Here is a 13,974-nt window from a genome sequence, read left to right as displayed (position 1 = left end):
TGGAAAACTACTCTGAAAAACGCCAGGTAATTCGGGGGCCTTACCCCTCTCTGAACGCACGCTGGGCATGATCACTGATCGGTTTGAGCAAATAAGAAATGACACTTCTGGAACCGGTCTTGATCATCGACTCCACCGGCATGCCCGGCACCAGGGCCAGCCCTTGAAGCTTTGTCAGTTCGCTCTGAGGAATTCTGATGCCCGCGCGGTAGAAGCCAACACCCGTGCGTTCGTCCTGGATCAGATCCGCCGACAGGCGAACCACGGTGCCGCTCAATTCGGGAGTGATGCTGCGATTGAAAGCACTCAGGCGCAACGTAGCGTCCTGACCGAGAGACACCTGGTCAATGTCCTGCGCACTGATCTTCGCCTCCACCAACAACTCATCATCAGCCGGCACGATCTGCATCAAGCCTTCAGCCGGGGAAATCACCCCGCCCACGGTGTGCACGGCCAATTGCTGTACCCGCCCGGCAATGGGCGAGATGATGTCGATTCGCTTGAGCTGATCATTGGCGCTGATTTCACGCTCGATCAGCTCGCCCTGGCGTGCGAGCAAGTCGCGTAGCTCCTCCGAGACTTCGCTGCGAAAGGTCTGATCGACTTGAAGCCGCTGCAACTCGGTTTCGGCGATTTTGCCCCGCGCTTCTGCAATGGAGGCCATCAGTTGTCCGCGTTCACCGCGCAGTCGGGCGATGCCACGAGCCAGGGCGTTGACTCGATCCAGAGTCATCAAACCTTTGTCGAAGAGCTTTTTGACCGCCTGATATTCCTTGTCGATCAGTTCGATTTCTTCGGTCTTGGTTTTCTGCTGAATATCGTGGCCGACGATGGTTTCCTTGAGTTGCTGCACCCGCTCGCGCAGTTGCTTCTTCTGCCCTTCGCGGGACGCACGCCGGTCCAGGAACAATTGCTGTTCGCTGGCCATGACCACGTGTGCCTGATCGGCACTCATGCGTGCGAGCAATTCTTTCGGCACTGCCACTTCACCGGCATTGTCGCGTTCAGCCTCTAGCCGTGCCTGCCGTGCCCACGCTTGATTCAATGACTTGCTCACAATCGACTGACTGGCCGCTGACAACGTCGCATCAAGGCGCAGCAAGACATCCCCCGCCGCAACCTGTTGGCCTTCCTTGACCAGTAACTCGGCGACCACGCCGCCGGTGGGGTGCTGGATTTTTTTGACGCTGCCTTCCACTGCGAGGGTGCCGGTGGCAATTACCGCACCGGAGAGGTTGGTGCAGATTGCCCAGGTCAGACCGCCGCCGAGCAACACCACCAGCGAAATCGCGCCGAGCCGCAAGTGACGGGACAGCGAATGGGTCAGGGTACTTTCTTGATCGTTATGCATCAGTTGGACGCTCCCATTTCCACGACATTGCTCGCAGGCCGGGAGGCCGGTGGCGCGGGTTTCCTCAGCACGGATTCTTTAGGGCCGAAGGCAACCTGAAGGCCGTTTTCCAGAATCAGCACCTGATCGATCACCGACAAAATATTGGTTCGGTGGGCGATGACCACAACAATGCAGCCGCGCGCCTTGACCGCCAGGATCGCCCTGGCCAGCGCATGCTCGCCTTCGGCATCAAGGTTGGAATTGGGTTCGTCCAGCACCACCAGGAACGGGTCGCCGAACAAGGCTCGGGCCAGGGCAACGCGTTGGCGCTGGCCCGCGGATAAATTGACACCGCCCTCGCCGACTTGGGTTTCGTAGCCTTGGGGCAGTTGCAAAATCAGCTCATGAACACCGGCCAATTGCGCGGCGGCAACAATCGCACCGTCTGCCGCCGAAGGGTCAAGTCGTGCGATGTTCTGAGCCACTGTGCCGGTGAATAACCCCACGCTCTGTGGCAGGTAGCCGATCAACTTGCCGCGAGCCTGATCCGTCAACAGATCAAGCGGCGCGCCGTCGAGCCGCACATGTCCACGGGCCGGGCGCCAGGCGTTGACCAGAACACGGGCTAATGACGACTTGCCCGACGCGCTCGGCCCCACCACGCCGACAGCGGTGCCAGCCGCCACGTTGAAATTGACGTTTTGCAGCGTCAAGCGCTGGCCGCCAGGAGGCGCGGCGAAAATCCCTTCCACCTGCAAACTACGGTGAGCCGCCGGCAATTCGGTCTTGCTTTGCTGATCGGGAAACAGGCTGAAGACTTCCAGCAGTTTCTTCCAGGCGATGTGCGCGCCCAGCAAGCTGCGCCAGGTGGCGATGACTTGCTCGGCAGGCGCCAGCGTACGGGCGACGATGATTGACGCGGCGACCATCGTGCCGCCGCTCAGGTCACCTTTGATCACCAGATAAGCACCGAGCGCCAACGATCCCGACTGCACGGCCAAGCGCAGGTTTTTCGAAATACCGCCGAAGAAACTGCCGATATCCACCGAACGACGTTGCAACCTGGTGTAGGTGCTGTGGTGGTGTTGCCAGATGCTCGAAGCATTTTCGACCATGCCCATGGCCGCCAGCGCTTCGGCGTTCTGGTGGGACTGTTGACCGTGATGATTGCGCTTGTTCAACGCCTCGGCCGAGGCTTGCATCAACTTGCGGGTTTGTTGGTCGGTCATGATCGTCAATGCAATCAGGACGATCATCAGTGCCGTGGTCAACCAGCCGAACGACGGGTGAATATAGAAACAGACCGCCAGATAGACCGGCATCCACGGCAGATCGAAGAAGGCCACCAGTCCTGGCCCACCGATGAAACCACGGATCTGATCCAGCTCCTGCGCCGGTTTCAAGGCATCCCCAGTAATCGGTGTTTTCAATGAGGCGCCGGAAATGACGCTGAAGACTCTGGAAGACAACGCCAGATCGAGGGACGAAGCAATTCTGACCATGACCCGGGAACGTACGATGTCCAACAGACCGGACAACGCGTAGACACCAAGCACCAGCAGCCCCAGGGCGACCAGCGTCGGTATGCTTTGGCTGGGAATGACCCGGTCATAGACTTCCAGCATGAACACCGGGCCGATCAGCGCCAGAATATTGATCACCCCGGAAAACACCGCCGCACCGATCAACCCCTGACGCAATACCGATTTCAGTTGCAGCGCCACGACAGGCGCACTGACGGCTTTATGACTTTTCACTGGTGTTCCATCCCTAGGTTTTGCATGGCTTCCATGTCGCCGAACGCGTGTTCTGGCTATATGACGCAGGCCGAAAGAAAACTTGACGCGTATCGACCCCGCGCCACCCGGGAGTGCAAGTTTCGCACCAGACAGACCCGACGAACGGTAGAAATTCACTCAGCCACTTTTCCATCGGGAACAAAAAAACCGATGCCTTGCGGCATCGGTTTTTTAGAACTAGCAAATTACATCAGGTCATCTGAATGATGGTCTGCATGATGGTGCTCTGGGTGGAGATGGTCTTGGCGTTTGCCTGGTAGTTGCTCTGAGCTTTGATCAGCTCGACCAATTCGTTGGTCAGGTTGACGTTGGACTCTTCCAGGGAGTTGGACACGACCGAACCCAGAGTGCCGGTTGTCGGCGCATCGACGCCCGCCACGCCCGAAGCGAAGGTTTCTTTCCAACGGGTACCACCGATCGGTTGCAAGCCTTGCTCGTTAGCGAAGCTCGCCACCGCCACCTGGCCGATGGCCTTGGTTTGCTGGTTGCTGAAGTTCGCGGTCATGACGCCGGTGGAATCGATGGTCAGGCTGGAGATCTGGCCGGTGGCGTAGCCGTCCTGGTATTGGGCGGTACGGGCGGTTGGCGAAGCATAGGAGGTGGTCAACGACATGTTAAACGCAATACCCGAGGCTGCAGCATCAGCACCATTAAGCGCCCAGGTTGGCGGGTTGGCACTGGCGTTGGTCATCACGCCAGGCTTCCAGCCGGTCATGGTCAAAGTATTGCCGGTCTGGGTCCACCCCGTACCGCCTACCAGTGTCTTAATGCTGCCGTCAGCATTGAACGTAAGGTCCGCTGTGATCGCTACCGGCGGCTCTGTAACCGGGTTAGTCGGACTGCGACCGTCCATATAGGTGTAAACCTTCCACGTGTTGGTACCCGCGGTTTTCACGTAGTACTGGTCCATGGTGTGCTCGTTGCCCTGAGTGTCATAGACCTTGGTGGAAATAGTTTTGTTATAGCTGTTGGTGTCGGTCGGACTGAACGTGGCTACTGTCGGCACCGCATCAGACGAATTCAGATTCATCGTCTGATCAACCTTGGTAGTCGGATTCGGCTTGAGGCTCGACGTATCAATCTTCAAATCCGTCAACACACCGTTGATGATCTTGCCATTGGCATCAACGCCATAACCCTGCAAACGGTTGCCGTTGTTATCAACCACATAGTTTTCAGCATCAGTCTTGAACGCACCGGCACGAGTGTAGCTCAGGGAGCCGTTGTCGCTGAGGATGAAGAAGCCGTTGCCCTGGATGCCCATGTCCAGCACGTTGCCGGTGTTGTTCACGTCGCCCTGGCCGAACTGCTGGGAAACGTTGGCCAGGCGCACGCCGTTGCCGACGGTCTTGCTGCCGGTACCCAGGCGAGTGGCCGAGTACACGTCTTCGAATTCTGCACGGGAGGATTTGAAACCGGTGGTCGCGACGTTGGCGATGTTGTTGCCCGTCACGTCCAGTTGTTTGTTGGCTGCATAGAGACCGCTAAGGCCGATATTGAAAGACATATTCCACTCCTTGTGCCGTGTTAGTCGGCTCTATATACCAATGGTTTGTACTTTGGACAGGGCAACGCTGCCCATGCCTGCCAGGTTCAGCATCAACTCACCGCCGGTCTGGCTGATGGTCACGCTGTTAACGGTCGCTGGCAGATAAGTAATCAGCGATGTCGCCTTGCTGTCGATGGTGGCCGTTGCGCCGAAGGTGTAAGTACCCGCCGGTGCCACCGCGCCTGCATCGTCCTTGCCGTCCCAGATGAAACTGGCGTTACCGGCACTTTGACTGCCCAACTCGAGCGTACGGATGGTCTTGCCTTCCGAGCTGGTGATCTTGACGGTGGCGGCGGAAACCGAGGTGGGCACCACGACGGTACCGTTGAGGCTCTTGGAAGTGTCGACCATGGTTTTGTCGGTCTGCGCAATGACGGAGCGCCCCACCAGCGAAGAAGCCTGCAAGGCTTGCGAGGAGCTGTAGCTGCTGGCAAGGCCGCTGACCGTATCGTTCAGCGTGGTGATACCTTCCAGGCTACTGAACTGCGCCAGTTGTGCCACGAACTCGCTGTTGTCCTGAGGATCGAGCGGGTTCTGGTTTTTCAGCTGAGTCACCAACAGTTGCAGGAACGCGTCCTTGCCCAGCGCCTGGCCGCCGGTAGCGGCCGAGGTCAGGCTGTCTTTGTTGGTCGGGGTCTGGACCGAGGAGTTGGCCAGAACATCGCTGATAACGCTCATATGAATCGCCCCTTATCACTGACCGAGGGTCAGGACCTTCTGCATCATGGTTTTGGCGGTGTTCATCATTTCGGCGTTGGTCTGGAACGAACGGCTCGCGGAAATCATGTCGGCCATTTCTTCGACGACGTTGACGTTCGGGTAGTAGACGTAGCCCTTGCCATCGGCAGCCGGATGGTTCGGCTCGTAGCGCGCTTCAAGGTTGCTCTGGTCTTCGACCACGCCCAGCACTTGCACGCCTTGACCGGCAGCGTCCTGGTTCTGGAACAGCGAATCGCTGCCGCCGCTCTGGCCGCCCTGGAACATGGTGGCGAATACCGGGTGGCGGGCACGGTAGGTCTGGTCGATGCTCGACGAGACGGTTTCGGCGTTGGCGATGTTCGAGGCGACGGTGTTCAGACGAGTGGTCTGGGCACTCATGCCGCTACCGGCAATGTTGAAAACACTGGCAAGGGACATGACTTACTCTCCGCGCAGGGCTGATACCAGCCCTTTGAATTTACTGTTGAGCAGGGTGAAGCTGGCCTGGAAGTTGACCGCGTTTTCGGCGTAGTTCGACTGTTCCAGTTGGGCGTCTACGGTGTTCTGGTCGATCGACGGTTGCATCGGCGTGCGATACATCAGCGACTCGTCGCCATTGCCCATGCCTTCAGCTTCGATGTGACGGCTGTTGGTCATGTTCAAGGCGAACTTGCCGTTTTTGGTTTTCTCGTTCTGCTCGGCGAGCACTTTCGAGAAGTCCAGATCCCGAGCCTTGTAGTTCGGGGTGTCGGCGTTGGCGATGTTGTTGGCCAGGACTTCGGCACGCTGAGCGCGGAAGCCCAGGGCTTGTTCATGGATACCGAGCGCTTTATCGAAGCTGATGCTCATGTCGGGAAACCTTCGGGTGACCTGATTTTTCGTAACAGGGACATAGCAAGCGCCGTGCCAATTCAAAAAAGCCCGTAAACCGGGGCTTTGCGCGCGGTGGCAAGCCGGCAATGCCAGAAAAGCGGCAACCGATTTCCGCCGCCTGCCGCTTTTCTGCCGCTTCTACGCCGGCAAACGCATACCTGTAGGAGCTGCCGAAGGCTGCGATCTTTTGATCTTGATCTTAAAAAACAAAATCAAAAGATCGCAGCCTTCGGCAGCTCCTACGTGATGCAAAAGCGACAGGCATAAAAAAGGGAGCCCTTTGGGACTCCCGTTTTTATGCCTGTCGCTTTTGCATCACTTCGCCTGATAAATGATCCCCGGACTGCACTGGACCATCTGGTAATGGTCCGGCAAACCGTTCAGCGCCTCGGACGCACCAAGGAACAGATAACCGCCCGGCTTCAGCGTGCTGTGGATGCGCAACAGGATGTCTTTCTTCACCTCGGCGGAGAAGTAGATCAGCACGTTGCGGCAGAACACGATGTCGAACTTGCCCAGGCTCGCGTAGCTGTCCAGCAGGTTGAACGAGCGAAATTCCACCCGACTCTTGATCGGCGCCTTGATCGCCCAACGTCCCGGCCCTTTCGGGTCGAAGTAACGCTGAAGGCGCTCGGGCGACAGACCGCGGCCGATGGCCAGGCTGTCGTACTCGCCGGTCTTGCAGTTGGTCAGCATGGTGCCGGACAGGTCAGTGGCAACGATCTGCACGCCCATCTTCAACTGCCCCATGTTGACCCGTTCGAACTCATCGATGGACATCGACAGCGAATACGGTTCTTGCCCCGACGAACACGCCGCCGACCAGATCCGCAGGCGCTGGCCGGGGCTTGCCTTGATCGCTGCAGGCAAGACCTTGTTCTTCAAGACTTCAAACGGATAGGTGTCACGAAACCACAGGGTTTCGTTGGTGGTCATGGCATCCACCACCATCTCGCGCAAACCACTGCGCGGCTGGGTCTGGATGCGCTGAACCAGCTCACCCAATGATTTGATGCCCTGCTGCTCCATCAGTTTGTTGAGACGGCTCGAGACCAGGTATTGCTTGTTTTCACCGAGCAAAATGCCACAGGCTTTTTCCAGGAAGACCCGGAACTGTTCGAAATCCAAATTACCCGTAGACAAAGATGCCGCCTCTTAAATCGTGTTGACCGCCAAGGGCAGAAGGCCCCTAGCTGTTATCTGCTGCTTTGATCCGGTCGACTACCCGGGATGCCAGGTCATCAGGACGGAATTTGGCCAGGAAGTCATCGGCCCCGACCTTCTTGACCATCGCCTGATTGAACACACCCGACAACGAAGTATGCAGGATGATATGCAGCTTTTGCATGCGTGGGTCGTTGCGGATCTCGGCCGTCAGGGTGTACCCGTCCATCTCCGGCATCTCGATGTCGGAGATCATCATCAGGAACTCTTCTTCCGGCTTCTTGCCCTCGTCGACCAGCTTGCGCAGGTAATCCAGCGCTTGCCGGCCGTCGTTCAACGCCACCACTTCGACGCCGACGGTTTGCAGGCAACGGGTCACCTGCTTGCGCGCCACCGATGAGTCATCAACCGTCAGTACGCGCAAGGACAACGCCTTGTGCTGAGTCTCGACATCCACCACGCCCACCGAAATCGCTTCCGGTGTCGGTGACACTTCCGCCAGCACCTTCTCGACGTCGATGATTTCGACCAACTGATTGTCGACCCGAGTCACCGCCGTCAGGTAGTGATCGCGCCCGGTGCCCTTGGGTGGCGGATGAATCTCCTCCCAGTTCATGTTGACGATGCGCTCTACCGACCGAACCAGGAAACCCTGAGTCTTGGTGTTGTACTCCGTGATGATCACGAAGGGATTGCTTTGATCTTTCAGCGCTCCGGAACCGGTCGCCATCGCCAGATCCAGGATCGGAATGGTCGCCCCCCGAATATTCGCCACACCGCACACGACAGGACTGGACTTGGGCATCAGGGTCAGTTTGGGGCATTGCAGCACCTCACGAACCTTGAACACGTTGATCCCATACAGCTGCTGACCGTCGAGACGGAACAACAACAGCTCAAGGCGATTCTGCCCTACCAGTTGCGTGCGCTGGTTCACCGAATCCATTACACCAGCCATGCCCAGACTCCTACACCAACGCTAAGTGTGTTGCGACGCACATTCTTCACTAAACGGCACGGCGCTTGCTTTTTAACTCTTATGAACACAGAACCGACATTTTTTCGACACCTGACATCAGCCTGCCGCAGATTACTCTGTGCGATGTCGGCCGTTTGCCTGTTCAACGCTGGCAGCCCTGCCCTTGCTGACGCGGTTACCTTGCCTGACATGCTTATCGGCGTCACTCAGGGCTTTCTTGAATTCACCGTAGAAGACTATCTGGCCACCAGTCAAACGCAAGGACGCTACGAAATCGAGGTCAACCAGCTCGATCCGCGCCTGCGCATGCCTATGTGTGACAAGGAATTGACAGCCACCCTCGAGAGCCCCGCGAGGCCTCTGGGCCGGGTTACGGTCAAGGTTCGCTGCGACGGTGCCTCCCCCTGGACAGTCTTCGTACCCGCTCAAGTACGGCTGTTTCGCGACATCGTGACCACCACTCGTCCGCTCAAGCGCACAGGGATTATCGAACCTCAGGACGTGACCCTTCGCGAACGCGATATCAGCCTGATAAATCAGGGTTTTCTGACTTCCGTCGATCAAGCGATCGGACAGAAACTGACCCGACCAATGGTCGCTGATCAGGTCATTACCCTAGTGCATCTCGAACAGGCGGAAGTCATTCGCAAGGGCGATCAGGTGGTGATTACCGCCCGCAGTGGTACGCTCAGTGTGCGTATGCCGGGTGAAGCGCTGTCCAATGGCGGCATGAGCGAACAGATTCGGGTGAAAAACCTCAACTCCCAGCGGGTCATCAAGGCGCAAGTCACCGCGCCCGGCCAGGTGGAAGTTTCCATGTAAGCGGCCATGTAGTTTGTGAAGAGATGGCGCGCCACTGGGCTGTTGCCTAAACTGTGCCGCATGCAGGACACACGCTGGCGCATGCAAGCTCATTGATAAATGGGCCTAAAGTTTTCACAAGAAGAGCCGAAAACATGGCAAGCGTCCAAATACCCAGAGGTTTTTTGTCATGGTCATCGATTTCAGTCGTTTAAACAGCTCCTCGTCACTTACGGGCAGTACACGTACCAGCGCCGCGAAGGAAACCGCCGAAGCCGGCCAATCCGCGCCGCTGACTACCCCGGCCGAGCAGGCCAGTACCACCAAAAGCGGGGAATCGGTACACCTCAGCAATGAGGCTCAACAGTTGCAGAAGGTCACTGACAAGCTGCGCGATCAGCCTGCCGTCGACAACGCCCGCGTGGCCGAGTTGAAAGCAGCGATTGCCGATGGCAGCTATAAAGTCGACAGCAACCGTGTAGCCAGCAAACTGCTCAACTTCGAAGCCCAGCGCTAGGCCACGGCCGCGCCAGGCTTTTGGACGCTTAAAACCCAAGGCCAGCCATGCACGACACTAATTTACTGCAACTGATCATCGACGACTTTGCCCCGGCGCAACACTTGCTGGAGCTGCTGCAAACCGAGTCCCTGGCCCTGCACGGTCGCGACATGCCACTGCTCGAAGAGATTCTGGCGCAGAAACAGGCATTGATCATTTTGCTTGAGCAGCATGGCCGCAAGCGCAGTGAAATCCTCGCCAATCTCAACCTGCCGACCAATCGCCAGGGCCTGGAGCAACTTGCCAGCCATTCGAGCATTGGCGATCAGTTGCTGGCACAAAGCGATGTGCTAACCGACCTCCTGGCCCAGTGCCAGGCCGCCAACGTTAACAATGGCCAGTCGATTCTGGTGCAGCAGGCCGCCACGGCCAACCAGCTGAAAATCCTCACCGGCGGCGAGCCGCCAGCGCTCTACGATGCCCGCGGTTCAACCTCCAAACTCGCAAAACCACGCCCGCTCAGTCAGGCTTGAGCCTTTCAATGAGCACGCTCTATCAAGACGCGAAACATGCTGGCAGAATGCTAGCCAGTAGTCATATTTGTCTGGAGATTGATGCCCCGTGTTCAATGCCTTAAACGCGGAAGATGCTCCGCAGCCACCCAAGGTGCTCACTACGCCCCTGGAAATCTCCGGCAATCTGCGTCAGCTGCAAGACAGCCATGACCCGCTGATCATCACGTTCCATGAGCGCAGCCAGCGCTTCCAGAGTTATCTGGTGGACATCGACCGTGACAGCAACATGATCGCCCTGGACGAAATGATTCCGCGTGATGGCGAACGTTTTCTGCTGGCCGGCGAACCGTTCAAGGTCGAAGGCTTCCACGACGGCGTGCGCATCGCCTGGGAAAGCAATGGCCCGCTGACCATCGACGACTCCGGCGATGGCCGCTGCTACCGTGGCGCGCTGCCCGATGAGGTGGTTTATCACCAGCGCCGCAATGCTTTCCGCGCCGCGTTGAAGCTGGCGCAACTGGTCAACGTCGATCTGGGTGGCGACAAACTCAAATCGGCCATCAGCGGCAAACTGCTGGACATCTCCGCCACCGGCTGCAAATTGCGCTTCGAGGGCGACATCACCGCCAGCCTGCAACTGGGCCAGGTCTATGACCGCTTCGTCGCTGCCCTGCCCTTCGGCAGCATGACGGCACCGGTCGAACTGCGTTACCTGCATTTCGAAGAAAAGATCAACACCACCTTCGCCGGCGTGCGTTTTCACAACATGAGCGGCCTGGTGCAGCGCCAGGTCGAGCGGTTCGTCTATCAGCTTCAGCGCGAAGCGCGGCGTTTCGATAAAGACGACTTCTGATACGCCACGCCCATAAAAAACGGGCAGTCCCTTGCGGTGACTGCCCGTTTTTTTGGGTACTGCAAACTGCTTTTGTAGGAGCTGCCGCAGGCTGCGATCTTTTGATCTTAAAAGATCGCAGCCTGCGGCAGCTCCTACAGGGAGATCAGTGTCCGGCCATAAAAAAGCGCCCTCGCTCGTGAGAGCAGGGGCATTTTCTATGCCTTGGTCAAGGCCGCGCTTCGGTAAAGCTTTGCTCGCGACCTGTGTCAGGGTCTTCGGGTTCCGAATCTGTTTCAGCTTCGGTTTCCGGCTCGGCATCCGGATTGAAATCAGCCTCCGGGTTGACCGGGTTCTGCATCTGATCCTGCACTACCTGTTCATCGACTCGCGGGTCCAGGCAAGCGACCAATGGCGAGCTCGACATGCTGTCCGGCATAGCCACGTGATGCAGCGGAGCATCGTCCACCTGATGCAGGTTGGTGACCGCTTTGGGGCGAATTCGCCACACCAGCACCAGCGCAAAGAAGCTGAAGAAGGCATAGAGCATCTGACTGCCGAACAGCTTCATCAACACCCCGGCTACCAACGGTCCGATACTCGCGCCGACACCATAAGTCACCAGCAGCATCGCCGTCAGCGACACCCGGCGATCACCCTCGACGTGGTCGTTGGAGAACGCCACCGCCAACGGGTACAGGCAGAACTGCACCAACGAGCAGAGGAACCCGGCAATGAACAGCACCTCCAGCGGCACCTGCTGCATGATTGCCAGCGGCAACGCGGCCAACGCCAGGCTGAACGCGAAACAGCGGATCAACAGCGCCCGGTCATAGCGGTCCGACAGCCAACCCAACGGCCACTGCACCACCAGGCCTGCAAAAATGCAGCTACCCATGAACAGACCGACCTGTTCGGTGGACAGCCCTTGCTGCGAGGCATACAGCGGCGCCAGACCGTAGAACGAACCGACGATCAAACCCGACCCCAACACCGTGCTCAACGACTGCGGCACACGCTTGATGAAGAAGCGTGGTTCCATCGGCGCCGGGTGCAAAGGCGCCGGGTGAATCCGCCGCGTCAGGGCCACCGGTACCAGGCACAGGGCGAAACACAGTGCGACCAGCATCAGCAGTTCCAGGCCCAGGCCCGGGTGCATGACCAGAATCAGCTGACCCAGCACCAGCCCCAGGTACGAAGCGATCATGTAGCCGCTGAACACCACCCCACGCTTATTGGCTTCTGCCTGCTCATTGAGCCAGCTTTCGATCACCATGTACTGGCACATCATGCCCAGGCCGACGATCACCCGCAGGAACAGCCACGCGGGCAACCAGTCCACCAAGCCATGGCCCAGCACTGCCGCGCCGACGATCCCGGCGCAGGCTGAATAAGCTCGAATATGCCCGACCCGGGCAATCAGCCGATGGCCGATCTTGCCGCCCAGCACCAGGCCGAAATAGTTGGCCGCCATCAACGCACCGACCCACAGGCTATCGACTTTATCGGCCGCCAGGCGCAGGGCAAGGTAAGTACTCAACAGGCCCGAGCCGATCAACATCATCAGCGAGGCGAAATACAGCCCCCGAAAAGATTTCAAGATTTGGCGCATCGGCGTTCCGAGCGGCTCCTTGCAGTGAGTATCGGGCTATCGACAAACGATAGCCCGACGGCGACGGGTCGTCAGGCCTGGGCTGCTAGAACACGCCGTTCCCAGGGAGTAATTTCATCAAAGAAGCTGGTCAACTCCATGGTCTTCGAAGCGATGTAGCCTTCGATGAACTCCTTGCCGAACAGTTCCTTCGCCAATTGGCTACGTTTCAGACGTTCGAGAGCGGCATGCAAGGTACACGGCAACGAAAGATTATCCGGCACAACGAACTCACCCTGGATCGGCTCGCTCGGCTCCAGTTTGTTCTCGATGCCATACAACCCTGACGCCAGGCTCGCGGCGATCGCCAGATACGGATTGGCATCGGCCCCCGGCAAGCGATTTTCGACCCGACGAGCGACCGGTGAACTGGCCGGAATGCGCAGTCCGGCCGCGCGATTGTCGTGGGACCAGCAGGCATTGTTCGGCGATGCGAAAGGATGGCACAGGCGCTGATAGGAGTTCACGTTCGGCGCAAACAGCGCAGTGAAATCCGCCAGACCGGCCTGCTGGCCACCGATGAAATGACGGAAGGTCGCGGTCGGCTCGCCGGCCTTGTCGCTGAACACGTTACGCCCGGTGCCGATCTCGACGATGCTCTGATGAATATGCATCGAACTGCCCGGTGTGTGCGCCAACGGCTTGGCCATGCAGACCACGGTCAGGCCATGCTTGAGCGCCACTTCTTTGAGCAGATGCTTGAACAGTAAAGTCTGGTCGGCCAACAGTAGCGGATCGCCGTGCAGCAGGTTGATCTCGAACTGGCTGACGCCCATCTCGTGCATGAAGGTATCGCGCGGCAAGCCCAACGCCGCCATGCATTCATAGACTTCATTGAAGAACGGCCGCAAGCCGTTATTGGAACTGACACTGAACGCCGAATGACCGTCCTCGCGACGACCGTCCAGGCCCAGTGGTGGCTGGAAGGGATGCGTCGGGTCAGGGTTGGGCGCAAAGACGAAGAACTCCAGCTCGGTCGCCACCACCGGCGCCAGACCGAGGGCGGCATATCGAGCGATCACAGCCTTGAGTTGGCCGCGGGTCGACAATGGCGAGCTCTCGCCAGTCAGTTCGTCCGCATCACAAATGGCCAGCGCCCGAGGCTGCGGGCTCCAGGGCAAACGGTGGATCTGCGCGGGATCAGGCACCAGCGCCAGGTCGCCATCATCACTGCCGTAAAAGCGCGCCGGCGGATAACCGCCCATGATGCATTGCAGCAGCACTCCCCGCGCCATCTGCAAACGCCGCCCTTCAAGAAATCCTTCGGCAGTCATCACCTT

14 protein-coding genes are annotated in these 13,974 nt (G+C 58.4%); 4 read left to right on the top strand and 10 right to left on the bottom strand.

All coding sequences use genetic code 11. From position 1 onward, the window contains the following. Positions 1 to 40: 40 nt before the first annotated feature. The 8 genes from ACZ89R_RS25760 to ACZ89R_RS25725 all read right to left on the bottom strand — a co-directional run bounded on the left by ACZ89R_RS25760 (position 41) and on the right by ACZ89R_RS25725 (position 8,375). Positions 41 to 1,351, bottom strand: coding sequence for an HlyD family type I secretion periplasmic adaptor subunit (locus ACZ89R_RS25760; RefSeq protein ID WP_429547688.1), 1,311 nt, complete (start codon positions 1,349 to 1,351; stop codon positions 41 to 43). Continuing rightward, complete coding sequence (locus ACZ89R_RS25755; protein ID WP_429547689.1) at positions 1,351 to 3,090, bottom strand: type I secretion system permease/ATPase; 1,740 nt, start codon at positions 3,088 to 3,090, stop codon at positions 1,351 to 1,353. The genes ACZ89R_RS25760 and ACZ89R_RS25755 overlap by 1 nt, the downstream gene beginning before the upstream one ends. A gap of 232 nt (positions 3,091 to 3,322) precedes the next feature. Further along, positions 3,323 to 4,639, bottom strand: a complete 1,317-nt coding sequence (gene flgE, locus ACZ89R_RS25750) for a flagellar hook protein FlgE (RefSeq protein WP_429547690.1) — start codon at positions 4,637 to 4,639, stop codon at positions 3,323 to 3,325. 30 nt (positions 4,640 to 4,669) lie between these two features. Continuing rightward, entirely contained in the window at positions 4,670 to 5,359 is a 690-nt protein-coding gene (gene flgD / locus ACZ89R_RS25745) for a flagellar hook assembly protein FlgD (protein ID WP_429547691.1), read from the bottom strand. Between the two features lie 15 nt (positions 5,360 to 5,374). Further along, positions 5,375 to 5,818, bottom strand: a complete 444-nt coding sequence (gene flgC, locus ACZ89R_RS25740) for a flagellar basal body rod protein FlgC (RefSeq protein ID WP_008071781.1) — start codon at positions 5,816 to 5,818, stop codon at positions 5,375 to 5,377. Between the two features lie 3 nt (positions 5,819 to 5,821). Beyond that, complete coding sequence (flgB, locus tag ACZ89R_RS25735; protein WP_095634357.1) at positions 5,822 to 6,229, bottom strand: flagellar basal body rod protein FlgB; 408 nt, start codon at positions 6,227 to 6,229, stop codon at positions 5,822 to 5,824. 339 nt (positions 6,230 to 6,568) lie between these two features. Next, a complete protein-coding gene (cheR, locus tag ACZ89R_RS25730; RefSeq protein ID WP_008071786.1) occupies positions 6,569 to 7,396 on the bottom strand; it encodes a protein-glutamate O-methyltransferase CheR in 828 nt (275 codons plus the stop codon). 46 nt (positions 7,397 to 7,442) lie between these two features. Beyond that, entirely contained in the window at positions 7,443 to 8,375 is a 933-nt protein-coding gene (locus ACZ89R_RS25725) for a chemotaxis protein CheV (protein WP_123495854.1), read from the bottom strand. An 81-nt stretch (positions 8,376 to 8,456) separates the two neighbouring features. Here ACZ89R_RS25725 and flgA point away from each other — a divergent pair, with 81 nt between their 5' ends. The 4 genes from flgA (at position 8,457) to ACZ89R_RS25705 (ending at position 11,064) form a co-directional block, all read left to right on the top strand. Next, positions 8,457 to 9,218: a flagellar basal body P-ring formation chaperone FlgA gene (gene flgA / locus ACZ89R_RS25720; RefSeq protein WP_032830386.1), complete on the top strand. Its 762-nt coding sequence runs from the start codon at positions 8,457 to 8,459 to the stop codon at positions 9,216 to 9,218. 169 nt (positions 9,219 to 9,387) lie between these two features. Next, on the top strand, positions 9,388 to 9,714 hold the full coding sequence (flgM, locus tag ACZ89R_RS25715) for a flagellar biosynthesis anti-sigma factor FlgM (RefSeq protein ID WP_429547692.1): 327 nt from the start codon (positions 9,388 to 9,390) through the stop codon (positions 9,712 to 9,714). A gap of 47 nt (positions 9,715 to 9,761) precedes the next feature. Further along, a complete protein-coding gene (locus tag ACZ89R_RS25710) occupies positions 9,762 to 10,229 on the top strand; it encodes a flagella synthesis protein FlgN (protein WP_429547693.1) in 468 nt (155 codons plus the stop codon). A gap of 88 nt (positions 10,230 to 10,317) precedes the next feature. Next, positions 10,318 to 11,064 (top strand): flagellar brake protein, encoded by a 747-nt coding sequence (locus tag ACZ89R_RS25705; protein WP_008071799.1) that lies wholly within the window; start codon positions 10,318 to 10,320, stop codon positions 11,062 to 11,064. Between the two features lie 208 nt (positions 11,065 to 11,272). Here the strand turns inward: ACZ89R_RS25705 and ACZ89R_RS25700 are convergent, their stop codons facing one another. Continuing rightward, positions 11,273 to 12,655, bottom strand: coding sequence for an MFS transporter (locus ACZ89R_RS25700; RefSeq protein ID WP_123495848.1), 1,383 nt, complete (start codon positions 12,653 to 12,655; stop codon positions 11,273 to 11,275). A 71-nt stretch (positions 12,656 to 12,726) separates the two neighbouring features. After that, complete coding sequence (locus tag ACZ89R_RS25695; RefSeq protein ID WP_429547945.1) at positions 12,727 to 13,968, bottom strand: glutamine synthetase family protein; 1,242 nt, start codon at positions 13,966 to 13,968, stop codon at positions 12,727 to 12,729. Between the last annotated feature and the right edge of the window lie 6 nt (positions 13,969 to 13,974).

It is taken from the genome of Pseudomonas sp. TE3728, assembly GCF_056279145.1.
This window is presented reverse-complemented; position numbering and strand designations above follow the sequence as displayed.